The sequence below is a fragment of the Halorarum salinum genome (genome assembly GCF_013402875.1).
Taxonomy (GTDB): domain Archaea; phylum Halobacteriota; class Halobacteria; order Halobacteriales; family Haloferacaceae; genus Halorarum; species Halorarum salinum.
Genome location: NZ_CP058579.1, coordinates 3,135,331 through 3,161,394, shown reverse-complemented (window position 1 = coordinate 3,161,394; position 26,064 = coordinate 3,135,331). Strand labels below are relative to the sequence as shown.

At 71.4% G+C, this 26,064-nt stretch carries 31 protein-coding genes; 20 read left to right on the top strand and 11 right to left on the bottom strand.

What is annotated here, in order from left to right; genetic code table 11:
* Positions 1-8: 8 nt before the first annotated feature.
* The 3 genes from mre11 to HUG12_RS15920 form a co-directional block, all read right to left on the bottom strand.
* Positions 9-1,433, bottom strand: coding sequence for a DNA double-strand break repair protein Mre11 (gene mre11 / locus HUG12_RS15930; RefSeq protein ID WP_179269725.1), 1,425 nt, complete (start codon positions 1,431-1,433; stop codon positions 9-11).
* A complete protein-coding gene (locus tag HUG12_RS15925; RefSeq protein WP_179269724.1) occupies positions 1,430-1,771 on the bottom strand; it encodes a hypothetical protein in 342 nt (113 codons plus the stop codon). The genes mre11 and HUG12_RS15925 overlap by 4 nt, the downstream gene beginning before the upstream one ends.
* 184 nt (positions 1,772-1,955) lie before the next feature.
* On the bottom strand, positions 1,956-2,225 hold the full coding sequence (locus tag HUG12_RS15920; protein ID WP_179269723.1) for a MarR family transcriptional regulator: 270 nt from the start codon (positions 2,223-2,225) through the stop codon (positions 1,956-1,958).
* Positions 2,226-2,347: 122 nt separating this feature from the next.
* Between HUG12_RS15920 and pan1 the strand changes: the two genes are divergently transcribed.
* The 3 genes from pan1 to HUG12_RS15905 all read left to right on the top strand — a co-directional run bounded on the left by pan1 (position 2,348) and on the right by HUG12_RS15905 (position 4,901).
* Positions 2,348-3,565, top strand: coding sequence for a proteasome-activating nucleotidase Pan1 (pan1, locus tag HUG12_RS15915; protein WP_179269722.1), 1,218 nt, complete (start codon positions 2,348-2,350; stop codon positions 3,563-3,565).
* 273 nt (positions 3,566-3,838) lie between these two features.
* Positions 3,839-4,522, top strand: coding sequence for an endonuclease III (gene nth, locus HUG12_RS15910; protein WP_179269721.1), 684 nt, complete (start codon positions 3,839-3,841; stop codon positions 4,520-4,522).
* A 163-nt stretch (positions 4,523-4,685) separates the two neighbouring features.
* A complete protein-coding gene (locus HUG12_RS15905) occupies positions 4,686-4,901 on the top strand; it encodes a hypothetical protein (RefSeq protein ID WP_179269720.1) in 216 nt (71 codons plus the stop codon).
* A 51-nt stretch (positions 4,902-4,952) separates the two neighbouring features.
* On the opposite strand, the gene HUG12_RS15900 is transcribed toward HUG12_RS15905, so the two are convergent.
* The gene (locus HUG12_RS15900) at positions 4,953-5,438 is read right to left on the bottom strand and encodes a DUF7321 family protein (protein WP_179269719.1); all 486 of its coding nucleotides are present in this window, start codon (positions 5,436-5,438) and stop codon (positions 4,953-4,955) included.
* Between the two features lie 85 nt (positions 5,439-5,523).
* Between HUG12_RS15900 and HUG12_RS15895 the strand changes: the two genes are divergently transcribed.
* The 8 genes from HUG12_RS15895 to HUG12_RS15860 all read left to right on the top strand — a co-directional run bounded on the left by HUG12_RS15895 (position 5,524) and on the right by HUG12_RS15860 (position 11,042).
* Positions 5,524-6,420 (top strand): DUF7319 domain-containing protein, encoded by an 897-nt coding sequence (locus HUG12_RS15895; protein ID WP_179269718.1) that lies wholly within the window; start codon positions 5,524-5,526, stop codon positions 6,418-6,420.
* Positions 6,421-6,498: 78 nt separating this feature from the next.
* Positions 6,499-7,131 (top strand): plastocyanin/azurin family copper-binding protein, encoded by a 633-nt coding sequence (locus HUG12_RS15890; RefSeq protein WP_179269717.1) that lies wholly within the window; start codon positions 6,499-6,501, stop codon positions 7,129-7,131.
* Between the two features lie 3 nt (positions 7,132-7,134).
* Complete coding sequence (locus HUG12_RS15885; RefSeq protein WP_179269716.1) at positions 7,135-7,521, top strand: DUF7318 family protein; 387 nt, start codon at positions 7,135-7,137, stop codon at positions 7,519-7,521.
* Position 7,522: 1 nt separating this feature from the next.
* Positions 7,523-8,329, top strand: a complete 807-nt coding sequence (locus HUG12_RS15880; RefSeq protein WP_179269715.1) for a cytochrome b — start codon at positions 7,523-7,525, stop codon at positions 8,327-8,329.
* A gap of 4 nt (positions 8,330-8,333) precedes the next feature.
* Positions 8,334-9,092, top strand: coding sequence for a cytochrome bc complex cytochrome b subunit (locus HUG12_RS15875; protein ID WP_179269714.1), 759 nt, complete (start codon positions 8,334-8,336; stop codon positions 9,090-9,092).
* 281 nt (positions 9,093-9,373) lie between these two features.
* Positions 9,374-9,793 carry a DUF7315 family membrane protein gene (locus HUG12_RS15870; protein ID WP_246308065.1) on the top strand — a complete coding sequence of 140 codons (420 nt, stop codon included), beginning with the start codon at positions 9,374-9,376 and terminating at the stop codon, positions 9,791-9,793.
* Between the two features lie 4 nt (positions 9,794-9,797).
* Complete coding sequence (locus HUG12_RS15865; protein WP_179269713.1) at positions 9,798-10,070, top strand: DUF7314 family protein; 273 nt, start codon at positions 9,798-9,800, stop codon at positions 10,068-10,070.
* A gap of 45 nt (positions 10,071-10,115) precedes the next feature.
* Complete coding sequence (locus HUG12_RS15860) at positions 10,116-11,042, top strand: cation diffusion facilitator family transporter (protein ID WP_179269712.1); 927 nt, start codon at positions 10,116-10,118, stop codon at positions 11,040-11,042.
* Between the two features lie 41 nt (positions 11,043-11,083).
* Here the strand turns inward: HUG12_RS15860 and HUG12_RS15855 are convergent, their stop codons facing one another.
* Entirely contained in the window at positions 11,084-11,479 is a 396-nt protein-coding gene (locus tag HUG12_RS15855; protein ID WP_179269711.1) for a hypothetical protein, read from the bottom strand.
* A gap of 135 nt (positions 11,480-11,614) precedes the next feature.
* Entirely contained in the window at positions 11,615-12,865 is a 1,251-nt protein-coding gene (locus tag HUG12_RS15850) for a tRNA (N(6)-L-threonylcarbamoyladenosine(37)-C(2))-methylthiotransferase (protein ID WP_179269710.1), read from the bottom strand.
* 160 nt (positions 12,866-13,025) lie between these two features.
* On the opposite strand from HUG12_RS15850, the gene HUG12_RS15845 reads away from it, so the two are divergent.
* Complete coding sequence (locus HUG12_RS15845) at positions 13,026-14,183, top strand: outer membrane protein assembly factor BamB family protein (RefSeq protein ID WP_179269709.1); 1,158 nt, start codon at positions 13,026-13,028, stop codon at positions 14,181-14,183.
* A gap of 40 nt (positions 14,184-14,223) precedes the next feature.
* On the opposite strand, the gene deoC is transcribed toward HUG12_RS15845, so the two are convergent.
* The gene (deoC, locus tag HUG12_RS15840) at positions 14,224-14,859 is read right to left on the bottom strand and encodes a deoxyribose-phosphate aldolase (protein WP_179269708.1); all 636 of its coding nucleotides are present in this window, start codon (positions 14,857-14,859) and stop codon (positions 14,224-14,226) included.
* Between the two features lie 196 nt (positions 14,860-15,055).
* Between deoC and HUG12_RS15835 the strand changes: the two genes are divergently transcribed.
* Together HUG12_RS15835 and HUG12_RS15830 are read left to right on the top strand one after the other, a co-directional pair.
* A complete protein-coding gene (locus HUG12_RS15835) occupies positions 15,056-15,892 on the top strand; it encodes a DUF63 family protein (RefSeq protein WP_179269707.1) in 837 nt (278 codons plus the stop codon).
* Between the two features lie 78 nt (positions 15,893-15,970).
* A complete protein-coding gene (locus tag HUG12_RS15830) occupies positions 15,971-16,453 on the top strand; it encodes a hypothetical protein (protein ID WP_179269706.1) in 483 nt (160 codons plus the stop codon).
* A gap of 67 nt (positions 16,454-16,520) precedes the next feature.
* On the opposite strand, the gene HUG12_RS15825 is transcribed toward HUG12_RS15830, so the two are convergent.
* Positions 16,521-17,423: an isoaspartyl peptidase/L-asparaginase gene (locus HUG12_RS15825; protein ID WP_179269705.1), complete on the bottom strand. Its 903-nt coding sequence runs from the start codon at positions 17,421-17,423 to the stop codon at positions 16,521-16,523.
* Positions 17,424-17,658: 235 nt separating this feature from the next.
* On the opposite strand from HUG12_RS15825, the gene icd reads away from it, so the two are divergent.
* The 3 genes from icd to HUG12_RS15810 all read left to right on the top strand — a co-directional run bounded on the left by icd (position 17,659) and on the right by HUG12_RS15810 (position 19,945).
* On the top strand, positions 17,659-18,921 hold the full coding sequence (gene icd, locus HUG12_RS15820) for an isocitrate dehydrogenase (NADP(+)) (RefSeq protein WP_179269704.1): 1,263 nt from the start codon (positions 17,659-17,661) through the stop codon (positions 18,919-18,921).
* Between the two features lie 127 nt (positions 18,922-19,048).
* The gene (gene yciH / locus HUG12_RS15815) at positions 19,049-19,342 is read left to right on the top strand and encodes a stress response translation initiation inhibitor YciH (RefSeq protein WP_179269703.1); all 294 of its coding nucleotides are present in this window, start codon (positions 19,049-19,051) and stop codon (positions 19,340-19,342) included.
* Between the two features lie 66 nt (positions 19,343-19,408).
* On the top strand, positions 19,409-19,945 hold the full coding sequence (locus HUG12_RS15810; RefSeq protein WP_179269702.1) for a hypothetical protein: 537 nt from the start codon (positions 19,409-19,411) through the stop codon (positions 19,943-19,945).
* Positions 19,946-20,050: 105 nt separating this feature from the next.
* Here the strand turns inward: HUG12_RS15810 and HUG12_RS15805 are convergent, their stop codons facing one another.
* The gene (locus HUG12_RS15805; RefSeq protein WP_179269701.1) at positions 20,051-20,395 is read right to left on the bottom strand and encodes a cupin domain-containing protein; all 345 of its coding nucleotides are present in this window, start codon (positions 20,393-20,395) and stop codon (positions 20,051-20,053) included.
* A 141-nt stretch (positions 20,396-20,536) separates the two neighbouring features.
* On the opposite strand from HUG12_RS15805, the gene HUG12_RS15800 reads away from it, so the two are divergent.
* Positions 20,537-21,061: a DUF5817 domain-containing protein gene (locus HUG12_RS15800; protein ID WP_179269700.1), complete on the top strand. Its 525-nt coding sequence runs from the start codon at positions 20,537-20,539 to the stop codon at positions 21,059-21,061.
* 107 nt (positions 21,062-21,168) lie between these two features.
* Positions 21,169-21,534 carry a hypothetical protein gene (locus HUG12_RS15795; RefSeq protein WP_179269699.1) on the top strand — a complete coding sequence of 122 codons (366 nt, stop codon included), beginning with the start codon at positions 21,169-21,171 and terminating at the stop codon, positions 21,532-21,534.
* A 57-nt stretch (positions 21,535-21,591) separates the two neighbouring features.
* On the opposite strand, the gene hmgA is transcribed toward HUG12_RS15795, so the two are convergent.
* A complete protein-coding gene (gene hmgA, locus HUG12_RS15790) occupies positions 21,592-22,809 on the bottom strand; it encodes a hydroxymethylglutaryl-CoA reductase (NADPH) (RefSeq protein WP_179269698.1) in 1,218 nt (405 codons plus the stop codon).
* 213 nt (positions 22,810-23,022) lie between these two features.
* Complete coding sequence (locus tag HUG12_RS15785) at positions 23,023-24,342, bottom strand: outer membrane protein assembly factor BamB family protein (RefSeq protein WP_179269697.1); 1,320 nt, start codon at positions 24,340-24,342, stop codon at positions 23,023-23,025.
* A 140-nt stretch (positions 24,343-24,482) separates the two neighbouring features.
* On the opposite strand from HUG12_RS15785, the gene HUG12_RS15780 reads away from it, so the two are divergent.
* Positions 24,483-26,045 (top strand): amidohydrolase, encoded by a 1,563-nt coding sequence (locus tag HUG12_RS15780; protein ID WP_179269696.1) that lies wholly within the window; start codon positions 24,483-24,485, stop codon positions 26,043-26,045.
* The last annotated feature ends 19 nt before the right edge of the window (positions 26,046-26,064 follow it).

Genomic DNA, 26,064 nt, shown 5'->3' with positions numbered 1-26,064 from the left:
CACCCCCGTCATCGGTAGTCCTCCATCGTCACCTGTCCGCCGGCCGGCCGGTCACGGGCTTCGTCCCGGTCGCTGGCCTCGTTCCCTCCGTCGGATCGGTCGGGGTCGTCGGACCGGTCCCCGTCGTCGGATCCGGTCGCCTCGACCGGCGGGTCCGCCGTCGACGCGGTCGCGTCGTCCCGTTCCTTCGGGCCCGCCGATTCCACCGATTCCGCCAGTTCCTCCGACCCGGACGCGGGGTTCCGGTTCGACTCGTCGTCCTCGTCCGGTTCCGGTCGTTCGTCCCCTTCCGCGGTTCCCGTACGGTCGTCCCTCGCCGCCGGCTCCGCGTCGGCGGCGAACTCCGCCCCCTCGAAGCGCTCCTCGACGCGGCGCTTCACGCGCTCGCGGACGTTCGAGTCCGCTGCCTCCCCGCGAACCACGTCGTCGACGTCGCGGGCGACCGACGAGAGCCCGAGCTCCGCGACCCGCTCGCGGACCGCGGCGTCCGGGTCCGCGAACGTCACCGACACCTCGACCTCGGTGTCGACCTCCCGGCGGTCGGTCACGCGGGCGACGAGCGCCCCCCGCTCGGCGGCGAACTCCTCGATCGCCGCCGGCGCCACCGGCTCGCCCTCGCCCGTGACGTCGACGATGACCACCGCGTCGGTCACGTCGTGCTCGCGGACGCGGTCACGAACTCGGCCGACGCCCTCCGACGGGCCGAGTTCGACCTCCACGAAGACGAACGGCCGGGTCTCGAGCGCGCGGCGGCGGACGTCCACGTCGCCGTCGCGGAACTCGACGAGGTTGTACCCGCGTCCGTCGCGCTCGGTGGTGCTGGCGCGCTCGGTCGACCCGCAGTAGGTGACCCACGTGTCGAGTACCTCGGCCGTGTCCGGCGTGTGGTTGTCGCCGAGCAGCATCGCGTCGAACGCCACGGTCGCCTCCGAGAGCACCGTCTCGGTGTCCCAGTTCCCGTGCGCGAACGGCTCGAACAGGCCGTGGCCGACGAGCGCCGCGTGGGGTTCGTCGTGTGGATCGAACTCGTACTCGAGCGCGTCCCGCCGGGACTCGGGAACGTGGTCGAGCCCGTAGAACGCCGTATCGCCGACGGTCACCGGCTCCGATCCGAGCCGCGTCGCGAGCCCGAGCGACTCGTACAGGTCGAGCCACTGGCCGCCGCGCGTGGACTCGTGGTTCCCGACGACCGCGAGGAACGGGATTCCGGCCTCGTCGAGGTCACGGAGGGCCGAGAGCGTGCCGAGCAGGTCCAGGAGCTCCGGTCGCCGGTCGTGGAAGAGGTCCCCGGCGTGGACCACCGCGTCGACGTCGTCTGCGACGGCGTCCTCGACGACCCGCTCGAACGCCGCGAGGAAGTCCCGGCGACGCTCCGGCGAGTGGTACTGCCGGTACCCGATGTGGGTGTCGCCGGTGTGAATGACCCGCGTCATGAAGTCTCGTCGGAGGGTACTTGCTCACCCCCCATAAGCCCCACGTGACCGGCGTGAAAGTGGTCAGCCGCGGCCGCGCGATACGCCGAGACCGTCCGGAGGACCGCCCGGCCGCGACGGGCCGTCGCCCCGTCGCCGCGACGCTCGGCGGCCGTCACGGCGGCTTCGACCGCCGCGAAGCCACCCCGGTCCGCGACGTCGGCTGCCGCCCGCACGTTCGTCAGCGAGGAGTCCGCCCCGGCGACGGTCGACTCCGGCGGGACGTCGCGATTCCGCCGTTCGCCGGACACGAGGCGTCGGAGGGCCGCCTTGACGGCCTCGGGGTCTGGGTCGCTCATGCGGGGTGTGGTTCCGTCCTCCCGTAAAGAAGTTCGCCGCCGGTGGCCGACGCCGTCGGCACGTCCGACGTCGTCCGTCGAGAATCCCGCCGGAGCCGGTCACTCCACGTGGTCACGTTCGCCGCGTGGCGTTGCCTCGAAGCTGCTGTGTAGCGTTGCCACGGTGTCGCTGCGTGGCGTCGCCTCAGAGCGTCAGCGTGTAGAGGCGCTTGCGCGCGTCCGAGAACGAGAACCGCGACTCCACGGCGCCCGCGTCCTCGAGCCGGGAGAGCGCGTACCGGACCGTCCGGGGCGGCAACAGCGTCTCCTCGGCGAGTTCGCTCTGCGTGAGCGTGTCCTCGTAGTCGAGCACTTTCGCGACGAGCTTCGCGCTCGGCGGGAGGTCCTCGACCGCGTCCCACCCGTTCGCACCCTCCTCGCCCGCAGTCACCGCCTCCGTGTCGGAAACTCCCATCGTACGTCGACAATGGAATGCTGTAAGATAATACTTTCCATATAGTATAATTACTACTGCGAATCCGACGTTCGACCGCCGTCACCCGAAGCCTCTTATCGGCGTCTGCCCTAATCCCTCCGATGACCGATACGGTTGACGACGTCGACCTGCCGTACGACGAGGAGTCGACGTCGCGTCAGGAGCGGATCGAGGCGCTCGAGGAACAGCTCGAGGTGCTCGAGAACCAGAACGAGGAGATGCGTGACAAGCTTCTGGACGCGAACGCGGAGAACAACAAGTACCAGCAGAAGCTGGAGCGACTGACCCACGAGAACAAGAAGCTCAAGCAGTCGCCGCTGTTCGTCGCGACGGTGCAGGAACTGAACGACGACGGCGTCGTCATCAAACAGCACGGCAACAACCAGGAGGCGCTCACCGAGGTCACCAACGAGATGCGCGAGGACCTGGACCCGGACGACCGCGTCGCGGTCAACAACTCCCTCTCGGTCGTGAAGAAGCTAGAGAAGGAGACGGACGTTCGCGCGCGTGCGATGGAAGTCGAACACTCGCCGGACGTGACCTACGAGGACATCGGCGGTCTCGAGGAGCAGATGAACGAGGTCCGCGAGACCGTCGAGATGCCCCTGGAGAACCCGGAGATGTTCACCGACGTGGGCATCCAGCCGCCGAGCGGGGTGCTGCTGCACGGCCCGCCCGGCACGGGGAAGACGATGCTTGCGAAGGCGGTCGCCAACGAGACGGACGCCACGTTCATCAAGATGGCCGGCTCCGAACTCGTCCACAAGTTCATCGGCGAGGGGGCGAAGCTGGTCCGGGACCTGTTCGAGGTCGCCCGCGACAACGAGCCGGCGGTGCTGTTCATCGACGAGATAGACGCGATCGCCTCGAAGCGGACGGACTCGAAGACGTCCGGGGACGCCGAGGTCCAGCGGACGATGATGCAGTTGCTCTCGGAGATGGACGGCTTCGACGAGCGCGGCGAGGTACGCATCATCGCCGCCACGAACCGCTTCGACATGCTCGACTCCGCCATCCTCCGGCCGGGCCGGTTCGACCGGCTCATCGAGGTGCCAAAGCCCGAGGCGGAGGGTCGGGAGATCATCTTCCGCATCCACACCCGCGGGATGAACGTCGCCGACGACGTCGACTTCGGGGCGCTGGCCGACCTGGCGTCGGAGGCGTCCGGCGCCGACGTGAAGGCCGTCTGCACCGAGGCGGGGATGTTCGCCATCCGCGAGGACCGGACCGAGGTCCGGATGGCCGACTTCCGGGAGGCGTGGGAGAAGATCTCGCGCGACGAGGGGACCTCCGCGGGCGACTCGCTGGCGTTCGCGTAATCGACCGGTTGAACTTTCGACGCTCGCTTTTCGACGCCCGTTCCGTCCCCCGCACGACGGAGTTACGGCGTGATCAGAAGAGGAGGTACGGCACGCCGAACAGCAGCAGCGTCATGACCGCGAGGATGAGTCCGTACGCGGCCGCCGTGCCCAGCGCGGCCCGGAACGACTCGTGACCGTGGTCCATACCTCCCGGTTCGACCGGCCGCACAAAACCGTTCCCCTCCGTTCGGAACCGGACCACTCAAAGCCCGGTCGGCCCACGCCTCCGGCATGGGAACCCCGCTCGACTCGCGCGAGGAGCAGGTCGTCGAGGTGCTCGACCGCCTCTACGAGGAGTACCCCGACACGGACATCTCGCTCGACTTCTCCACCCGGCTGGAACTGCTCGTCGCGGTCGTCCTCTCGGCCCAGTGTACCGACGAGCGCGTGAACGACGTCACGGAGGACCTGTTCGAGAAGTACCGGTCCGCGGAGGAGTACGCGGACGCGAGCGAGGAGGAACTGGCCGAGGACATCTACGGGATCACCTTCCACAACAGCAAGGCGGGCTACCTGAAGGGGATCGGCGAGATCCTGGTCGCGGAACACGACGGCGAGGTCCCCGACACCATGTCCGCGCTCACCGACCTCCCCGGCGTCGGCCGCAAGACGGCGAACGTCGTCCTCCAGCACGCTCACGACGTCGTCGAGGGCATCGTCGTCGACACGCACGTCCGGCGGCTCTCCCGGCGACTCGGACTCACCGAGGAGGAGCGGCCGGAGGCGATCGAGACGGACCTGATGGGGATCGTCCCGGAGGAGGACTGGCGGATGTTCACCCACCTGCTCATCAGCCACGGCCGAGCGACGTGTACGGCGCGCAACCCGGACTGTGCGGACTGCGTGCTCGCGGACGTCTGCCCCTCGGAGAAGGGAGACTCGGAGATCGACCTCGACAGCGGCGAGCCGTGGTAGGACGGGTTGGTCGACGGCCGTGGGAGGACGGGCCGGTCGGCCCGCCCTCGCTCACACGTGATTGCATCGTCCTCGTCCCCCGTGGGAGCGCGGACGCTTCGACCCGTTAACCGACCGATAGCTGGCCACCGGACTTACTCGGCTGGCGGACCAACCGTTCGGTATGGCACGGGATGACGACGACGAACACGGCATCGACATCGACGAGGACACCGACCTGGAGACGCAGGACGACGACGGGCCCGAACCGGAGGAGGACGACCCGACCCCCGAGAAGGAGGTCGGCCGGGAGGACGCCGACGACGAGGTGCGCGAGAACGACGCCGCCGAGCAGGAGAACCCGGACGCCCACAGGGACGAGGAGCCGTTCCAGTCGTAGCCGCTCTCCCCGTTCGGGGCGTCCCCGTTCGCTCGGGCGGGGTCGGCCCGATCAGGCGACGTACCGAAGGTAGAACCGGTAGACGCCCACGAGATAGGCGAGCAGCCAGAAGACGACGTAGCCGAACACGCCGATGCGGAGCCGACCCCGCCAGGCGCCCATGTGCTCGTGGAGGTCGTTCAGGTCGACGTGCTCCTCCGGGTCGCGGTACATGTCCGCCGCCCGCTTCACCTGGAAGATGCGGACGATGCCGGTCAGCCCGAACAGGAGCAGCGCGTACGCCTGCAGGCCGAGGAACGCGTGGACCGCGGACAGGCCCGTTAGCTGGTCGAGCAGGCGCGGCGCCATCCAGAGGACGACGGGGCCGGTCGTCAGCACCAGCCCCGGCAGGATGACGGAGAGGTGTCGGACGAGCAGGTCCCACGAGACGTTCTCGTCCTCGCGGTCGAGGATCAGCCAGGCCCCGTAGAGGTAGAAGGGGAGACTCGCCGTCACCAGCACCAGCGCGACCGCGGCGACGACCCCGTCTGAGACCATCGGCGACGGTTGGGAGGGTCACGGGTAAAGCCCCACGGTCCGGCGGTCGGAACGCATATCCCGTCGGGAGGGCAATCGGCGAACGATGAGCGATCCCGCCGACTCGTCCGTCGATGACCGTCCGGAGCGGGAGGCCCCCGCGAGCGGGGACTCCCCCGAACCGGACGCGGCGGGGGAGGGGGTCGGGGATCCGGACCTGGACGAGTTGCGGGCGGCCGTCGAGGAGAAGTATGACTTCGACGACTTCGGGCCGGGCGACATGGCCGAGATGACCGGCGAGGAGTGGGAAGCGGCGTTCGACCCGGACTCGTGGATCACCGGCCGCGACCTGCTCGACCGGGTCGAGAAGGACCTCCGGAACCGCATCGCGACGCGGGAGGTGTTCGCCGTGCTGGATCGACGACGGGACCCCGAGTCGGTGGTCGCCTACTCCGACGAGGGGTTCGCCGTCGTCTACCCGGACGGGAGCATCGAGGGGGAGGGAACGGTCCTCCGGGACGTCAAACCGAGCGTCGCGCTCTGTTCGATGGACTCCTACGAGGTGCGGGAGCCCCCGACCGAGTACGAACTCCCGTCGCCGGAGGACGTCGAGTCCGGGACCGGGGAGTTCGGAAACCGGATGCTACAGGCCGTCGCCGCCGGCCAACTCCTCTGCGGGATCGGGCTCGGGGTCGTATGGATGCTCGGCTCCGTCACGACCGTCGTCGCCCCGGTGATGGCGGCGTTCTTCGTCTTCGTCGGCCTCTGCCTGTTCGCGATCGTCGCGAACGCCCGGCTCTCGGACCGCTTCAGGGCCGAGGAGTACCGCGACCGCCTCCGCGCGGCCGGCATCGGCGACGACGGCCGCCGGACGTTCGCCCCCTTCGAGGAGGTCGTGGACGAGGCGCTCGCGGAGGCCCGCGAACGCGGGACGGAACGGGGCGTCCCGGCCGGGGTCGACGACGGTTCCGCCCCGAGGGAGACGACCGAAACCGACGGATAGCGCCCGGTTCGAGACGGTCGAACCGGGCGGGAAAGGTCGGTGGGTTTAAGCGCAGCCAAACCCGAGAGGCGAACACAGATGAAGAGGCGGGACTTTATCAGGAACGCCGGCGGAGCGACCGCCGCCCTCGGGGCCGGCGCCTCGGCGACCGCCGGCACAGCCGCCGCCCAGGAGGGTGGCGGCGTCCAGCCCGACTTCGGCGGGTACATCGACGGCGCCCAGGGAGGGGACTACCAGGACCTCCGTGGGGAGTCCGAGGTGACCGTCGACGTCGGGGGCGGCGGGAGCGGTCTCGCGTTCCTCCCGACGGGCATGTGGATCGACGCCGGGACGACGGTGACGTTCGAGTGGTCTTCGGGCGGACACAACGTCCTGTTCGAGGAGACCCCCTCCGAGGCGAGCGTGAGCGGCCACGAGGCGATCGAGGGCGAGGGGTTCTCCTTCCAGATCACCTTCGACGCCGGCGGCATCTACAAGTACTACTGCGAGCCGCACCAACAGCAAGGGATGCTCGGGGCCATCGCCGTGGGCGAGGACGTGCCGACGGTGGACACCTCGAACGAGCCGAAGGAGCTCCACGAGCTCGGCGCGCCGATCCAGGCCCACTGGGTCGGGTCGGCGACGGTCCTCGCCATCATCGTCAGCATCATCTTCACCTTCTACGTGCTGAAGTACGGCGAATCGGCCAACACCGGCACGGGGAGGCGATAACCCATGGCGAGTTCCGGCTCCACGTACGGCGACATCCACCGGTACGAACCCGCCCGCGAGAGCACCGCGGCGACGCTGGCCATCGTGCTCCTCACCGTCATCGAGGTGCTGTTCGTCTTCCTGTTCACCTACGGCCTCGTCAACGGCTGGGGGCTCACGGACATCGGGAACATGTACCTCGGCGGCGTCCTCGCGGTGGTGTTCATCGACCTGGCCTTCATCCTCGTCCTGTACCGCAAGGAGTTCCTCCCCGACGTCGTGATCGTGAAGAAGCGGCGGCGCAAGTGGGAGGACCTGTACGTCCGCGAGGAGGACGTCGACGGCGTCGAGGCGGGCGCCGACCCGTGGGACCAGGTGAAACGCGCCGTCTACCCCTACTACAAGCGATAGCATGAGTCTGCAAAAGAAGGACGACCACGACCACTCCGCCTGGCTCGAGAGCAAGGACCTGAGCCCCGTCGAGAAGGGGTTCCTCTTCTCGCTCGTCTGGCTCGACAGGCGGTTCCGCATCGTCGACTACATGGAGCTGCTCGAGACCCTCTACTACCGGGTCAACCTCCAGATGCCTAAGTCCCACACCGAGCAGTACAACCTGGACAACAAGTTCTGGTACTGGTACCCGCTGTACACGCTGGGGTTCTTCAGTACGCTCGCGTACATCGTCGCGGCCGTCTCCGGGGCACTCCTGGGCTTCTACTACAGCCCCGCCTCGGCGGGCGCGGCCGCCGGCGAGGCGTCGGTCGCGTACGACCAGATCGCGTACATCATGCAGGACCTCCAGTTCGGCTTCATGCTGCGCTCGATCCACCGCTGGTCCGCGCAGGTGATGACCGCGGCGGTGTTCCTGCACATGCTCCGCGTCTACTTCACGGGCGGCTACAAGGAGCCGCGCGAGCTGAACTGGCTGCTCGGCATCGTGCTCATCTCGCTGACGATGGTGTTCGGGTACACGGGCTACCTGCTCCCGTGGGACCAGCTCGCCTTCTGGGCGGGACAGATCGGCGTCGAGATGGCGCTGTCGATCCCGCTCGTCGGCGAGTGGGTCGCCCAGCTCATCTTCGGCGGCTTCTCGCTGAGCCAGGCCACGCTACAGCGGATGTACATCCTGCACGTGTTCCTGCTCCCGTTCGTCGTGACGGCGCTCATCGCGCTCCACATCGGCATCGTCTGGGTGCAGGGCATCGCGGAACCCCACTAAGACAATGACCGACGACGACACCCCACAGACCGACGGAGGCGGCACCGGAATCGTCGCGCCGGACGACGAGACCCCGACGTGGCGCGAGCGCAAGGAGCGCACGACGGGGCTCTCCCGGCTCACCTACGAGTACTTCGAGCGCGCCAGGCGGGAGGACGAGGACCTCCGGCGCGAGTCGGACTACGTCGAACGCGACGTGCTCGCGTTCCCGACGTGGCCCCACGAGATCGTGCGCAACCTCGCGATCAGCTCGTTCTTCGTCGGGATGATCCTGTTCCTCTCGGCGACGCTGCCGCCCCACATCGGCGACCCGGCGAACCCGAACGTCACGCCGTCGATCATCCTGCCCGACTGGTACCTCTACTGGTCGTTCGGCCTGCTGAAGCTGGGCTATCTCAACCCCGAACTGTCGATCCTCGGGGGACAGAAGCTGATGGCCGACCGGACCTACGGCGTGCTCGCGAACGTGGTCGTGGTCGGCTTCATCGCCATCGTCCCGTTCGTCAACAAGGGGAGCGCCCGGCGGCCCGTCGAGCAGCCGTTCTGGGGCGCCGTCGGCATCGCCGGCGTCACGTTCGCGCTCACCATCTCGGTGCTGTCGGTCCAGAACCTCGTCCCGATGGACCTCCGCGTGCTCCAGGACCTGACGTTCCTCGCGCCGTTCGTCACCGGCTGTATCGCCTACGCCGTCCTGAAGACGATGCGCGAGGGGTACATGTACGACCTCAACCGCCGGTACTACCGGCTCCGCCCGCCGAAGTAGCCGTCCGGTTCCGACTCCCGGTTCTCCGTCTCGGCATTCCGACTCGCAGTTGTCTCCCGTGGTTTCAGACCCAGCCCCCGAACTCCTCCCACGGTCCGCCCCCGGGCGCGTTCGTCCCAGTCGTGACCGGCAGTAGCCGTGATCGGTAGTACCCGTGACCGTTACTAGCCGCGACACGCCGGTCACGTCGTCCGTCTCCCCCGTCGGCCGAGCGCCTTCGGGGCCCCGGTTCGCGGACGAGGTCCGCAGGACAGTTGTAGGGGCGTCCCGAGGACGAAACGATGACCGAGGACGCCGGGGACGACGAAGGACGGACCGACCCACCCGATGCCGGACGCGGGGAGGACGGCGGCGAGACCGGGGTCCGGGTCCGCGTCGACGAGCGCGGCGGGCGGGACGTCGTCGTGCCGATGCGGCTGTACAAGACGGTGACGGTCTTCTCGACGCTCGTCGCGGTCGTGTGCGTCGTGGTCGGGTTCGCGCTGCTGGACGCGGCGACGCTGCAGGTGTCGCTCGTCCGCGAACTCCTCGTCGACGTGCTCGGGCTGTTCGGCGTCGAACCCGCCGGGGGAGCGCTCGGCGCCGTCCTCGCCGTGCTGGGGCTCGCGACCATCGCGTTCGGGGCGGCGGTGTACGTGCTCGGGACCCGGTTCAGGGCCGAGGGAATGGGAAACGCTCAAGACGACGACGGCGAAGAGTGAACCAATGGCCGACGAGTTCATCAAGGGTCTCGGGCTCCTCACCGGCGGGGGGCTCGCGTGGATGGTGCTTGCGAGCTGGTACCGCACGGAGTCGTTCGAGAGCACCCACCAGCTCATCGCCGCGCCGCCGGAGCCGGCGAACGTCTTCGACGCGATCGGAATCTTCCTGAACGACGTGTTCCTCTGGACGGCCGTCCTCGGCGCGCTCACCTTCTGGGTGCTCGTTCCGGCCGTCAAGGAACTCGGCGCGGCCTACGACGAACGGCGCAGTTCCTGAACGGGAAGCCGATACCCCTTTCCCCCCGCTCGCCGCAGGACCGCCATGAGCCGCCGGACCGCCGTGCGCCGCGTCGGCGCGCTGCTGCTCGTCGTCAACCTCGTCCTCGTGCTCGGCAAGGCGGCGGTGTGGTGGGCGACCGGCAGCCTGGCGGTCGGCTCCGAGGCGGTGAACTCGCTCGCGGACACGGTGTACTCCACGGTCGTGCTCGCGGGGCTGTATCTCACGACCCAGCCCCCGGACTTCGAACACCCCCACGGCCACGAGCGCATCGAGCCGTTCGTGTCGCTGTTCGTCGCGGCCGGCGTCTTCTTCGCGGGCGGCGCGGTCCTGTACAGCGCGGCGACGGCGGTGCTGGCGCCCGGCCCGCCCAGAACGACGGAGGGTGGCGTCCTCGCGGTCGGCGTCCTCGCGGTCGCGGCGGCCGTGAAGTTCCTGCTCTACCGGTACTGTCTCCGCGCCGGCCGCCGGCGCGACTCGCCCGCGCTGGTCGCGACGGCGCTCGACAACCGGAACGACGTGCTCACCGCGGGCGCGGCGCTCGTCGGGGTGCTCGGTGCGATGGCCGGGTTCCCCGTGCTCGACCCGCTCGCGGCGGCGGTCGTCTCGGTCGGCATCCTCTACACGGGCGTCGAGATCGTCCGCGACAACGTCGGCTACCTCGTCGGCGCGGCCCCGCCCGAGGACCTGCGCGCCGAGATCCTCCGCCGCGCGCTGGAGCACCCCGACGTCAAGGCCGCCCACGACGTCGTCGCCCACTACGTCGGGCCCGAGGTCGACGTGAGCATCCACATCGAGGTGGAGGGGGAGATGTCGCTGAACCGGGCCCACGACATCGAGACGGAGGTCGTCGAGTCCATCCGCGGGCTCCCCGCCATCGACGACGTGTTCGTCCACGTCGACCCGAAGGAACTGGGCGAGTGGAAGCCGGACGAGGAGCGCGTCACCGACCCGCCCGACTCGCCGGAGTGAGCCGTACCCCGGAGAGCACCCCGTCGATCGGCCCCGACCGGTCACCGCCGTTCCGCACCCGCCTCCCCCGTCGATTCGATCCGCGCAGCGTGACGACCGGCCGCCTCCAACGCGGCACGGACCGCCTCCCGGTCGTCGTCCCGGCCCGGCACGGAGGCCACCCGTCGACGCCGGCCGCACGTTCGGTCGCGTTCGTAGACGGCGACGGCTTCGCTCGCCCCGGCGGGTGTCACGAGCAGTTCGCGCGGGTACGCGGGGTGCGAGAGGGTCGCGCCGTCCGCCGGCGGTTCGTCGGGGAACGAGACCACCTCGGTCCCGACGCGCCAGCCGTCCGGGACGATGGCCTCGACCGGTAGTTCGCGGAGCCGGTCCCGCAGCGTGACGCACGTCGCGGTCCCCTCCAGGTCGACGGGCCGGTCGCGGCGGTGCCTCTCCATCGGCCACCCTTCACGCGGCGGCGACATCAATCGTCGCGACCGTTTCGGCCGCTTCTAGCCGTTAGATGTCCCATAACGAAGGAATCGGTCGGACGTGGTACGAGGGATCGGTCGGACGAGGTCCGGTTCGACCCCTCAGATCGGCTCGCCGAACGCGTACATCGTGTTCTGCCCGGTGACCTCGACCTCCAGGAAGTCGCCCGGTTCGACGCCGCGCTCGACCGCGTTCCGCACGATTATCTGTCGGTAGGCCTCGTCGCGGCACTTCACGGAGTCGCCGGTCCCCCGCTCGACCGCGAGCACCTCGTAGGTCTCCCCGACCATCGACTCGTAGGCCGCGCCGACGATCTCGCGCTTCGCCCCGCTCATCTCCTTCGAGCGCTCCTTCTTCAGCGTCCCGCCGAGCCCCTTCATCTCGGCGGCGTCGGTGCCCGGCCGCTTGGAGAAGCGCGTGACGTTCACCTTCTCCGGGCGGACCTCACGCAGCAGCGCCATCGACTGGGCGTGGTCGTGGTCCGTCTCGGTCGGGAACCCCACGATGAAGTCGGTCGAGAGCGTCCAGTGGTCCAGTCGCTCGTCGAACGTCCCGACGATCTCGAGGAACTCCCCGACGCGGTGCTGGCGCCGCATGTCCGCCAGCACGTCGTCGCTGCCGGACTGGACGGGGAGGTGGATGAAGTTGTACAGCTTCCCGTTGTCCGCGAACACTTCCGCCAGTTCCTCGCGGATGCCGTGGACGCCGCCGGGGTTCGCCATGCCGACGCGGACGCGGAACTCCCCGTCGATGCCGCAGATGCGCTCGAGCAGTTCGGGGAGCTTCCGGTCGCCGGCGTCCCAGCCGTAGACGCCGGTGTCCTGTCCGGTGACGCGGATCTCGCTCGCGCCGGCGTGGACGAGGGCGCGGGCCTTCTCGACGTTCTCCTCCACGGAGGGGGAGTCGATTCGGCCCGTCGCGAACTTCGTGATGCAGTACGAGCAGTTGCTCATGCAGCCGCGCGCGATGGGGAGGATGCCGACCTCCCCGTCGAGCACCGGTTCGACGTCGGCGGTCGGGGTCGGACACTCGCCGTTCAGCACCGCGGTCGGCACGTCCTCCCAGTGGAGCACCTGCGCGTCGAGGCCGGCCTCCCGAAACTGCTCGCCCTGGGCGAGCGCCATGCAGCCCGTGACGATGAGGTCGGCCGTCTCGTCCTGCAGTTCCTCGGCGCGCCGGAGCATGTTCCGCTCGGTCTTCTCGACGACCGTGCAGGTGTTGAGGATGGCCACGTCCGCCTCGGCCGGCCCGTCGGCGGGGCGGTGGCCGCCGTCGCGCAGGCGTCGCTCGATCTCGCGGCTCTCACCCCGGTTCGACGTGCAGCCGTAGGTCTCGATGTGGTACGTCGCCATTCGCCCGTTCCGTGGGTTCGTGCGTGAGCGGTTAAGGGGTACGGTCCCGGGCCGGTGGCGACCGGGAGTGGCGGGTCGGCCGTCCGTCCGTTCGACCCCAGTCTCGCTCGCCGAGAATCGGAGGGAAACCGATAAACGGGACCGAGGACACCCTCCGGCGATGCGCTCCCGACGCGGCGTGCTCTCCGGACTCGCGACCGCCGGGAGCCTCGCGCTCGCCGGGTGCACCGGGGGCGGCTTCTCCCCGGGGAGCGACGCCGACACCGAGTGGCCCGCGCCCGGCGCCGACGCCGCGGCGACGAGCTACGTCGCGGACGCCTCGGCCCCCCGAACGCCGCCCTCGGAACGGTGGCGCGCGTCGGTGGGGACGCCGACCGGCCGCCCGGTCGTCGCAGACGGCGTGGTGGTCGTCCCGTCCGAGCGCGGCGTCACCGGCGTCGACCTCGGAACCGGCGAGGAGCTGTGGCACAGGTCCGGCCGCGCCTACGGCGTCTGCGCCCACGACGGTTCGGCGTACGCGACGCTCAGGGGGGAGCCGGCGGTGGTCGCGCTCACGCTCGACGCCGGCGAGGAGGAGTGGCACGTGCCGGGCGAGGCGTCCTTCGGCGCCGCCCCGCTCGTGGCACCCGGCGGCGACCGAGTGTACGCCGGCGACACGGCGGGGGCGGTCCGGGCGTACGACCCGCGAGACGGCGCGGCGCTGTGGACCTTCGACGCGTTCACCGGCGTCTACTCGCTGGCCGCCCGCCGCGACGCCCTCTTCGTCGGCACCACCGGCGGCGAGACGTACCAGCTTCACGCGCCGCGCTCCGGGGTGTCCCCCGTCTGGCGCCGGAAGCTCCCGGGGACCGTTCGGTCGCTGTCGGCCGACGACCGGACGGTGTACGCGTCGACCGCGGGCGGCGGCCTGTTCCGGCTGGAGACCGACCACGCGGCCGGCCGGACGCGCTGGCACGCGGCCGACGCCGCGACGACGACCGGATCGCTCGTCGCCGCCGACCGATCGGTGCTCGCGGTCGATGCCGACCGGGCCGTCGCGCTCGCGAGCGGGACCGGGGACGAGCGGTGGACGCGCGCGTTCGAGCGGTCGGGTGCCACGTCGGCGCCCGCGGCGGCGGGGGACACGTTGTTCGTCGGCGTCGGCGGCGCGCTCCGGGCGCTCGCGCTCGGCGGGGGAGCGGGCGTGGAGGGGTTCAGGCTCGACGGCGAGCGGTGGCGGTTCGAGGCGACCGTCGCCGCCGTCGCCGTCGCGGACGGCGCGGTCCTCGCGGCCTGCGACGACCTCGACGGCGAACCCGCGGTCGTGGCGCTGGAGTGAGCCGGGACCCCGACGACCGCCGCCGGGGATCGGCTCCGGACTACTCGGGTGCGCCCTCGACGATGGCCACGCCCGAGGAGGCGCCGATGCGCTCGGCGCCGGCCTCGAACATCGCCAGCGCCTCCTCGTAGCTGCCGACCCCGCCGCTCGCCTTCACGGGGAGATACTCCGACATGAGTTCCACGTCCGGAACCGTCGCGCCGCCGTCCGCGAACCCGGTCGAGGTCTTCACCATCGCGGCGTCGGCGTCCCGCGCGGCCTCGCAGGCGCGGCGTTTCTCCTCATCCGTAAGCAGCGCCGTCTCGATGATGACCTTCACGGGGACGGGGACGGCCGCGACGACCTCCGTGACGTCCCGGCCGACGGCCTCGTCGTCGCCGGACTTCAGTCGACCGACGTTGACGACCATGTCCAGTTCGTCGGCCCCCTCGTCCCACGCGCGCTCGGCCTCGTCCCGCTTGGCGCCGGTCGCGTGCTGGCCGTGCGGGAAGCCGATCACCGTCGCGAGCGTGACGTCGGGTGCGTACTCGGCCGCCTCGGCGACGTAACAGGGGGGGATGCAGGCGTTCATCCCGTACTCGGCCGCCTCGTCGAGGACGCGCTCGACGTCGGCGAGCGTCGTCTCCGGCCCGAGGACGGTGTGGTCGATCCGTGCGGCGAGGTCGGCGCGATCCATACGGGTCCGTGGCGTCCCCCACCGACAACACCCTTTCGACCGTCGGCCGGTCTGCCCCGGTCGGTTCGACCGTCGGCCGGTCGGCCCCGACAGGATCGACCGTCGGTGGGCCCCGTCCCGCCCCGTTCGATCGACGCCGGAGGCCCGCCCCGGCCGCTATCGGTACAACTTTGGCCCGGACGACGGAGTGCCGGACATGACACTCCTGCCCGAGGGGTTCGCCCTCCCGCCCCTCGCGTACCTCCTCCCGCTGGCGATCGCGCTCGGCGGCGTGGCGTACGGCCTCTCCCGACGGGCGCCGGCGTTCCGGGGTCGCCACGTGCTCGCGCTCCTCCCGTGGATGTGTACGGGCGCCGCTGGACACGTCCTCCACGTCCTCGACGCGCTGCCGGACGCGATCGACCCGCTGTTCGGCACGCCGGCGGCGTATCTGACGACCGCCGCGTTCGCCGGGGCGGTCTGGCTCGCCGCGCTGGCCCGGCGGCCGGCCGACGGCGGCGACGGGGACGGCGCCGACGACGCGGCCGTGCTCGCCGCGGCGGGGTCGGTCGCGCTGCTCGTCGCGGCGGGCCGAACGCTCGCCTACGGCGTCACGAACGGGACGCTGAACCCGTGGCTCCCCGCCGTGGGGCTCGTCGGCGGCGCGGTTCTCGGCGTCGTCGTCGGGCTTCTCGTCTACCGGCTGTACCCGACGGCGACCGTCGCCGGGTCGGCGGGGTTGGTCGCGGTCGCCGCCCACGGGATCGACGGCGTGACCACGGCCGTCGGCGTGGACCTGCTCGGCTTCGGCGAGCGGACGCCGCTCTCGCGGCTCATCATCGAGTTCGCGGCGGGGCTCCCGACCGCGGAGGCGCTCGGCGGGGGCTGGCTGTTCGTGCTCGTGAAGCTCGCGGTCGGCGCGCTCGTCGTCGCCGCGGTCGCGCCGACCATCCGCGAGGAGCCCGCGGAGGGGAACGCGCTGCTGGCGGTCGTCGCCGCGGTGGGGCTCGGTCCCGGGGTCCACAACGCGCTGCTGTTCGCCGTCGCCCCCTGACGGGACCCCGTTCGGAGGCCCCGGATCCGTCGTCCGCCACGGCGGGCGTTTTAAGGGTTAGCCGGCGGTCCGGGCGGTATGCTTCCGCTCGCGGACCTCGCCGCGCGCCTGGCGGTCGGCGGCGTGGTCGGGCTGGCGGCCGCGGTCGCGATGGACTGGCCGATGAGCCGGCAGCCCGAGGGGTTCACGCCGGCGTTCGTCGTCGCGGCGATCATCCGGCGGAGTTCGCCGGACGCCGTCGTGTATCGGGACGCGAGCATCACCCACCATCTCGTGGGCACGCTCTCGGGTGTGCTGTACGCGATCGTGCTCACTGGGTTCGAGGGGATACTTCCGACGATCGTGCCCGTCGGCGGGGTCGACCTCCCGGCGCACCTGCTCGCCGTCGTCGTGGTCGTCGGCGTCAGCTTTCTCGGCTTCTCGCGGCTGGTGTTTCCCCGCGCGGGCGGCCCCGTCCACGAGGAGCGCGCCACCGCCGTGCGCGGCCAGTGGCTCCGCTCGTCGCTCGTGTTCGGCGGGGTGGTGCTCGTCGTCGCGCCGTTGCTGTTCGCGGCCGTGTGACCCGAGTCGACGGGGGAGGACGGTACGGTGGGGCCCCTGACGGCCCACGCGGGACCCGACCGGCCGACTACTCCGACGTCGCGACGCTCGTCTGCATCCCCTCCGAGTTGAACGCCGACCCGGGGCCGTCCCCGCCGAGCACGATGATCCCCGCGGACGAACCGGTCAGCTCGCCGAACTCCGCGATGGCGCGGTCGGCGGCGGCCTGGGCCCCCTCGCCCGCCTCCAGGTGTCGGACCGCGCGTCGGGTGAGAGTTGCCTTCGCGATGTCCTCGCCCGCGCCGGTCGCCGAGGCGGCCCCCGCCGGGGACGCGAAGAACCCGGAGCCGATCTGCGGGACGTCGCCGACCCGACCCGCCAGCGCGAAGAACCGGCCGCCCGTCGAGGTGCAGGTCGCGAAGCGCTCGCCGTCGCCCGCGACCGCGCCGACGGTGTCGTGGTCTCGCGGGTCACGCCCGCTCGACTCGCCCGCGGCGCTCCGCGCCGCGCTCCCCCCGAAGCGCTCCTCCAGCCAGTCGAGGTGCTCGCGGGGGGTGCCGTCCGGGGGTGACTCGTCCATGAACCGTTCGCGGTTGTCGGCGGTGAGGAGCTCGCGGCCCGTCCCGACGCCGAAGTCCGCGGCGAGGTCGACCGCGTGCTCGCCGGTCACGAACACGTGCGGGGTCGCCTCCATGACGACCCGCGCGGCGGCGGCGGCGCTGGCGACGCCCTCCATCGAGGCGACCGCGCCGGCCTCGCGGTCGTCGGTCATGATCCCCGCGTCCGTGCGGACGACGCCGTCCGACTGGACCGCGCCGCCGACGCCCGCGTTGAACCGGGGGGACTCCTCCAGGACCTCGACCGCCGAGACGACCGCGTCGACCACGTCGACCTCGTCGGCACCCGCCGCGGCGGCCTCGTCGAGGACCGCCTGCCTGGGTTCGGGTTCGTCGGGTACGCCGCCGGCGCCGCCGTGACAGATGAGGTGCATGGTCGCCGGTCCGCGGGCGGGGGGAAAAGCGTCCGGAAATCGGCCCGGGGTTCCGGTGGCGACTGCCACCTCGGCGTTGCCGACCCACCGGACCGTCGCGTCGAACCGGGCGGGACGGGTCACGTTCCCGGTCGAACGCGTGAAAGAACCCGATTCCGGTCGTCTGGGGCGATTCCGTTCACTCGCCCGAAACGGCAGGCATTTTAGCGCGCCGTCGGAACCCGCACGTACGTCTATGAGCTACGACATCGCGGAGCTCCCCGAGGACGGGGAGCCGATCACCGTCGCCGACGAGGACACCGGCGAACTCGACGTACCGGCCAATCCCATCATCCCCATCATCCACGGGGACGGGATCGGGACCGACGTCGGCCCCGCCGCCCAGCAGGTGCTCGACGCGGCCGCGGAGGCGACCGGTCGGTCCATCGCGTGGATGCGCGTCTACGCGGGCGAGTCGGCCCGCGAGAAGTACGACGAGAACATGCCCGAGGAGACGGTGCGGGCCATCCGCGAGCACCGCGTCGCCATCAAGGGGCCGCTCACGACGCCGGTCGGTTCCGGCTTCCGCTCGCTGAACGTCGCGCTCCGGAAGGTGCTCGACCTGTACGCGAACGTCCGGCCGACCTACCACCTCGACGGCGTCCCCTCCCCGGTGAAGAACCCGGAGGAGATGGACATGATCACGTTCCGCGAGAACACCGAGGACGTGTACGCCGGCATCGAGTGGGAGGCCGGCACCGACGAGGTGGAGAAGGTCCGCGAGTTCGTCGAGGACGAGATGGGCGCCGACGGCGTCATCCACGACGGCCCGGTCGGCATCGGCATCAAGCCCATCACGGAGTTCGGCTCGAAGCGGCTCATCCGCGAGGCGATCGACTACGCGGTCGCGAACGGCCGCGACTCGGTGACGCTCGTCCACAAGGGGAACATCATGAAGTTCACCGAGGGTCAGTTCCGCGACTGGGGCTACGAGGTCGCCGAGGAGGAGTACGGCGACGACGTCGTCACCGAGGACGAACTGTGGGAGGAGTACGACGGCGAGCAGCCCGACGGCACGGTCGTCGTGAAGGACCGAATCGCCGACAACATGCTCCAGCAGTTGCTCACGCGGACGAGCGACTACTCGGTCATCGCGACGATGAACCTCAACGGCGACTACATGTCCGACGCCGCCGGCGCCCAGATCGGGGGGCTCGGCATCGCGCCGGGCGTCAACTTCGGCCACGGCAAGGCGCTCGCCGAACCGGTCCACGGCTCGGCCCCGAAGTACGCCGGCCAGGACAAGGTGAACCCCACGGCGATGATCCTCTCGGGCCGCGAGATGCTCGACTACCTCGGCTGGAGCGACGCGGCGGACCTCGTTCGCGACGCGGTCGAGGCCCAGATCTCCTCCGGGCGGGTCACCTACGACCTCGAACGGCAGATCGAGGGCGGGGAGAAGCTCGCCACCTCCGAGTTCGCGGAGGAGGTCGTCGAGCGCATCCACGACCTCGCGTAGGCGGACCACCGACGGATTCCCGACACGCCGGGCGCCGTCCGGCGGCCTCGGTTCCGCCGCGGGCACGACCGGTCGGCGGTCCGGTTTCGCCTCCCCCCTTTTTGGACGTGCGGCGCGTACGGCGACCGTGAGCGACGACGACCCGTTCGCGGACCTGCCCGACGACCTCACCGAGGACCTCGCCCGCGCGGAGCAGCGGCTCACGGTCCGGATCGAGCGTCGGACGTACAACAAGCCCGTGACCATCGTGGAGGGGTTCGACGACGACTCGACGGACCTGAAGGGGCTCGCGTCCGAACTGAAGCGATCGCTCGGGACCGGCGGCACGGTCGACGACGGCGCCATCGAACTCCAGGGCGACCACAGCGACCGCGTCCGGGACCTGCTCCGCGACCGGGGGTTCTCCGTCGGGGACGCCTGAGCCCGTCGGTTTCGTCCGTGAGAATCGCGGCCGAGGTTTCAATAGCCGCTGCCGGATACTGGTGGTATGTTCTTCCGGTATGCCAACGCGGCGTTCACGTTCGCGACGTTCCCGGGGCTGGTCGCCGCCGCGACGATCGAGGACACGCTCGTCCAGCGGGTCGGCGTCCCCCGGACGATTTCGGGTTCGTCCGGGTCCTATCGGACGGAGTACGGTGGCGTGGACTCCCTCCGCTCGGCGCTCGCCGTGACCGTGCTCCCGTTCGTCGCCTGTTCGGCGTTCGCGGCGACGCTCCTCGCGGTCGCAGTCGTCGCCGTTCCCTTCTGGACGCTCGGCTGGTGGATGTGCTCCTGGTTCGGCCTCGCGGTGGCCGTCCACGCCCTCCCCGACTCGGACGCCGCTCTCGCGCTCGGGCGCGCGTCCGGGGACGTCGAGGGAGCGGCGGGTCGACTCGGCGCCGTGCTCGCGTCGGCGTTCCGGGTCTCCGACGCGCTCGTGCTCGTCAGGGCCGACGCGCTGTACGCCTCGTTGCTCTACTACGCCGTCGCGTCGGCGCTCCTCCCCGGATCGCCCGGCATCGCGATTCCGGCGGTGCTCGGGTGATCGGCCGCCGACCGGCGGGTTTCCCGGCCGCTCGCTCCGTCACTCGGCCGCCCGCCGAACGCACCCGCGTTCGACCGCTCCAGCATCCGAACGACCCCCGTTCGATCAGTCCCGCGCCCAGTCCGGGTTCCGTCGCGGCGGCGAGAACACGTCGACCCCCCTGACGGTCTCGTCGCCGCGGTTGACCGCGCCGTGCGTCTCCCCGCCGGCGAGGTCGTAGGAGTCGCCGGCCTCGCAGGCGAGTTCCTCCCCGTCCTCGAGCAGGAACGTGAGCGTCCCCTCGGCGATGTAGCCCGACTGTTCGTGCGGGTGGCTGTGGATCGGCACCTCCGCGCCCGGTTCGATGGTGAAGTGCTGGACGCTCATCTCCTCGCCGGCCGCCAGCTGCGCGAGGTGGACGCCGGGGAGCGCCTCGACGTCGTCGTCCGACTCGTGCGGGACTCGGTCCATGTCGGGAAGGGGACTGCCTGGTACTTACCTCTACGGGCGGCGGCCACGACGGCCGGCGCGGACGGCGGACGCGGGCGACGAGCGAGGGGGCGGTTACGCACGGAGGGACAGGTTCAAGGCCGACAGCGCGGAAGCGCGCCCATGTACGCGATCGTCGGCTGCTCCGACTGTGGGGCCTACTGGCTGCTCTCGGATCCGGACGGGCAGGACTCCGCGACGTGCCAGCGCTGCGGGACGTCCCACGGGACCCGGAAGCTCCGGCGGTTCTACGAGTCCGAGGACAGGGCGGCGGCCGTCCAGGCCCGCGCGAAGTTGCTCGCCGAGAAGCGTGGCGACGGCGACGCGTTCGAGGCGGCGGGCACCGCGGCGGACCACGAGCGCGCGGTGGAGGAGGCCGGCCGGATGGTGGGCGACCGCGAGTACCTGGAGGGCTCCGGGCTGGACGCGGAGGAGGTCGAGGCCGCGGGCGACGTCTCCGGGGGTGGGTCGCGCTCCCGGGACGAGGTGGTCCGCGACGCGCTCCGCGAGGGCAACTCGACCGAGGACGCGGTCGTCGAGTACGCGACGCAGTACGGCGTCCCGGCCGAGGCCGCACGCGACCTGCTCGACCGACTCCGCCGGCGCGGCGAGGTGAGCGAGTCGCGCGGCGAGTACCGACTCCTCTGACTTCCCCGACGCCCCGTCTCGCCTGACTCCCCTGACGCGTCCGGACGGGTACTCGCTCGCCCCCCTGGCCCGATGGGTTTATTCGATTTCGCGTGACAGGTCCGGGCGTGACGCCAGTGATCGCGCTCCCGCCGATCCCCGGACCGGCGGCGGTCGCCGAACCCGCAGCCGTGCTCCCGCTGGTCATCGAACCCACGGCGGGCGACTACCGGGGACTGCTGTTCGTGGCGACGTTCCTCGCGCTGGGCGGGTTCGTCCTCGCCAACCACGGCGCGGCGGCGTACGCGCTCCTGCTGTGGGAGGGCGGTGCGGGCGTGCTGACGTGGCTCTACGTCGAACCGGTGCTCGGGGCGTTCTTCTTCGTCGCGGTCGCGTTCCAGTTCCCGCTGGCCGCGCACCTCTGGGGCGACCCGCTGGGGCTGTGGCCCCGGACGCGCGGACTCGCGCACCATCTGGCCGAGCGGGCCCGCTGAGGCGACGCCGGTCGCGGACCGACGCGGGCGGCCGATTCGGGCGCGGCCCGTCCGCCCCTACCTGCCGAGGTCGGCGTGGGCCGAGGAGAGATTCCGGGAGGCGAGCGCCGAGAGGAGCGACAGTTCGCCGGCCAGCGCCGCGACCGCGACGGCCTCGGCGAGCGCGTCGCCGTTGCTCCCGGGCGGGTCGCCGCCGCCCCGGACGCCGAGCACGTCGAGCGCCTCGGCCTGGGTGGGGAGCCTCGTCCCGCCGCCGACCGTGCCGACCTCGAGCGACGCCAGCGTGACCGAGACGTAGAGGTCCCCCTCCCGTCGTTCCGCCGTGGTGATCGCGTTGGCGCCCTCCACGACCTGCGCGGCGTCCTGGCCGGTCGCGAGGAACATCGCCGCGACCGAGTTCGCGACGTGGGCGTTGAACCCGAGCGCGCCGGCCTTCGCGCTGCCGACGAGGTTCTTCCGCGTGTTCACCTCCGCGACGGCCTCGGGGGTCGTCTTCAGCGTGCGCTCCACCACGTCCCGCGGAACGGTCACGTCGGCGGCGACGGTGCGCCCGCGCCCCTCGACGGCGTTGACCGCGGCGGGCTTCTTGTCCGAGCAGAGGTTCCCCGACAGCGCGACGAGGTGGGCGGGGGTCTCCTCCTCGACGACCGCGCAGGCAGCCTCGGTCGCGATGGTGGCCATGTTCATCCCCATCGCGTCCTTGGTGTCGTAGGCGAACCGGAGGTAGACGTTGTTACCGACGACGTACGGCGTCACCTCGCGGAGTTCGCCGTGGCCCGTCGTCGACTCGGCGGCCTCCCGCAGCGCGTCGACGTTGTCCCGGGCCCACGAGGCGAGCGCCTCGGCCTCGGCCACGTCGGCGACGCGGAAGGCGGGCGCGCGGGTCATCCGGTTCTTCAGCACGCGCGCACCGGCCCCGCCAGCGTCGTTCAGGGCCGCACAGCCCCGGTTCACGGAGGCGAGCAGCGCCCCTTCGGTCGTCGCCATGGGGAGGTAGCGCTCGCCCGAGATCGCGCCGCCGTCGATCTCGACGGGGCCGACCACGCCGACCGGGATCTGAACCGCGCCCGTCATGTTCTCGACGTTCGGTTCGGCGTCGGCCGCCGGGAAGGCGTACTCGCCGGTCGTCCCGAGGTCCGCGCCGGACTGCTCCTCGACGAGCAGGCGCCGCGCCGCGGCGGCGACGTCGGCGTCCGCGTGCTCCTCGAGTTCGTACAGCCGGAGGTCGCCCTCGCGCACCCGGTCGGCGAGCGCCCCGGCGTCCGTGTCGGTCATGCGTTCGGGTGGTGGCGGCGGCCGCTAAGGCGTATCGGTTCGGCCGACGTGACGCTCCTGGGTTCCGTGCGTCGGAAGATGGAGTCGCTCGATCGCGAGGACCGTCGCGGCGAGTCGACCGCGCCGGACGCGTGTCGAACGGTGGAGGACGCGTGTCGGACGGCGGAGGACGCGACGCGGCGTCGACCCCGGCACACGCCGATTCGGACGCCCCTACTGGGGTTCGTACGCCCACAGCGTCGCGGACGTGTCCTGTCCCGCGCCCAGCGTGGACCGCTGGCGCTCCTCCTCGGTGGTCGACTCGGACGTGAACAGGGAGGTGCCGTCCGCGGGGACGACGCCGCGTGCGCGTGTCCCGGTCTTCCGAACCTCCCACGCCGTCGACCCGTCCTCGCGATCGAGCGCGACGGCACGAACCTCTCGTTCCTCGCCGTCGACGCGGAGGACGTGGACCGCGCCGTCGCTCACCGTCGCGACCGTGCCCTGGGCGAACCGCTCCGGGTCGAGGCGCGTGTGCCACAGTCGTTCGCCGCCGTTCCCGAGGTCGTAGGCGGCGACGTGACCGGTGAGGCCCGCGACGAAGACGACGCCGTCGGCGACCGCCGGGCGGACGACCGCGTTACCGGGCCACTCGGCCAGCCAGCGACGGGAGCCGTCGGTCCCGACCGCCTCGACGCCGTTCATCCCGACGCGAACCAGGCCGTCCTCGGCCAGCACGACGGTCGAGGCTCGCGGCCCCTCCGGGTCGTGTCGCCACCGCTCGGTCGCGTCGTCCGGGTCCAGCGCGAGCAGGCTACTCCCCATCGGGACGTACACTGCGTCCCCGGTCACCGCGGCGATCCTGGGGCTTCCGTGGAGGTCGTTCCGGCGGCCGTCGTCGGTCGCCGTCTCCGGGAACACCCAGCGACGGCTCGCGTCGTGGTCGAACGCCGCCAGCCCGAACGGGCCGCCGGCGTAGACCCCGCTCCCCGTGACGGTCGGCGGTTCGTTGAAGTGGACGTTCTCGAGCGGGTCGCTCGTCCACAGTTGCTCCGGCCCTCCGGGGTCGACCGCGGCGATGGACCGTCCGACGCTCACGTACAGTCGCCCGCGATGGTACACGGGCCGGCGGTTCGAGTTCGGCGCGGAGAACGCGAACCCGGCGGGACCTTCGGGTCCGGACAGCGGGAGCGACCACAGTCGGTCCCCGGAGTCGAGCGCGTACGCCTCCAGGGTCGCCCGCGGCCCCCCGTCCCCCGGGGCTCCGCGGGCCACGTACGCCGTCCCGTCGGCGACCGTCGGCGTCGTCAGCGGCCCGTCGACGGTGACGTGCCACCGTTCCGTCGGTTCGGCCCCGGAGACGGCGGTCGTCGACCCGGCGTGGCCCGGGTCGCCGCCGAGCATCGGCCAGTCGCCCCCGCCCGCGTCGGGGCCGTCCGGCGGGTCGACGCTGCCCGGGTCGCCGCCGGAGGAGAACTGGCCGAGACAGCCGGTCGTGAACGCGCTGCCGGCGAGCGCGAGCGCGGCTCGCCGCGTCGTGGGATCGGGGACCATACGCCGCCGTTCCGGTGGGGACGGGAAGTACCTTTTCGTGACGACGACGCGGATTTCACCGATCGGCAGTCGCCTCTCCCGGGAGGTCGATCCGTTCGCGTTCCCGAACCGTTTTCCCCCTCGCCCGCCCGCACGAACGCATGACGGAAGCCGCCGACCTCGTCGTGACGAACGCCGAGGTCCACACGCTCGGCGACCCCGACGAGACGTCCGAGGCGATCGCGGTCCGGGACGGCGACGTCGTCCGACTTGGCCCCTCGTACGACCTGGAGTTCCTCGTCGGCGTCGACACCGAGGTCGTCGACGCCGGCGGGCGGGTCGTCCTGCCCGGGTTCGTCGACGCCCACACGCACCTGCTCACCGCCGGCCGCTACCTCGTCCACGCCGACCTCTCGGCGGCCGAGGGTCCCGACGAGGCGGTCGAGTTGCTGCGGGAGCGCGCGGCCGAAATCGGGGACGGGAACGGCGACGAGTGGGTTCTGGGCTTCGGCTACGACGAGTCCACCTGGGACGACTTGCGCTACCTCGCCGCCGAGGACCTCGCGCGGGTCTCCGAGACGGCGCCCGTCGTCGCCTTCCGCGAGGACATGCACGTCGCCTCGGTCAACCGGGTCGTGCTCGACCGGTACCGGGACGCGATGCCCGACGGCGACGTCCTGACCGACCGGGGCGACGCGACCGACGGCGGCGAACCGACCGGCGTCGTCGTCGAGGGGGCCGTCGACCCCGTGTACGACGCCGTCGAACCCGACGCCGGCGAGGCGCGGGAACTCGCCGAGGCCGCCCAGCGGCACGCGAACTCGCGCGGGGTGACGGCGGTCCACGACATGGTCCGGAAGTCGAAGGCGCCCGAGGTGTACCGCGGGATGGACCTCGCGGACGAACTCACGCTCCGGATCCGCCTGAACTACTGGGCCGACCACCTCGACTCGCTCGTCGACGCCGGCCTCCGGACGAACCACGGCAGCGACATGGTGCAGGTGGGGGCGATCAAGTCGTACACCGACGGGAGCCTCGGCGGACGAACGGCGAAGCTCTCCGAACCGTACGCCGACGCACCCGGGGAGACGGGCCAGTGGGTCGTCCCGCCCGAGGAGATCCGCGAGGTCGTCTCGCGTGCGGACGCCGCCGGCTTCCAGACGACGCTCCACGCGATCGGCGACGAGGCGATCGACCTGGCGCTCGACGCCTACGCCGACACGTCGGACCCGGGAGCGATGCGTCACCGCGTCGAGCACTGCGAACTCGCGAGCGACGAGGCGATCGAGCGCTTCGCCGACCTCGGCGTCGTCGCCTCCGTCCAGCCGAACTTCCACAAGTGGGGGTTCGAGGGCGGCCTGTACGAGGACCGCCTGGGGGACCGGCGGACCGGGGCGAACCGCCTGCCGGCCTACCTCGACGCGGGCGCGCCGCTGGCGTTCGGCTCCGACTGCATGCCGCTCGACCCCCTGCTCGGGGTCCACCACGCCGTCAACGCCCCCACCGAGGGACAGTCGATCGACGTGACCGACGCGCTCCGGGCCTACACGAGCGGAGCGGCCTACGCGGGCTTCGACGAGGACAGGCTGGGGACGCTCGAACCCGGAAAGCGGGCGGACTTCGTCGCGCTGGACCCGTCGCCGTGGGAGGACGAGGGGCGGATCGAGGACGTCGAGGTGGCGTTCACGGCGGTCGGCGGGGAACTGGTGTACGACGCCCGATAGAACCGGCCGGACCGCGGGG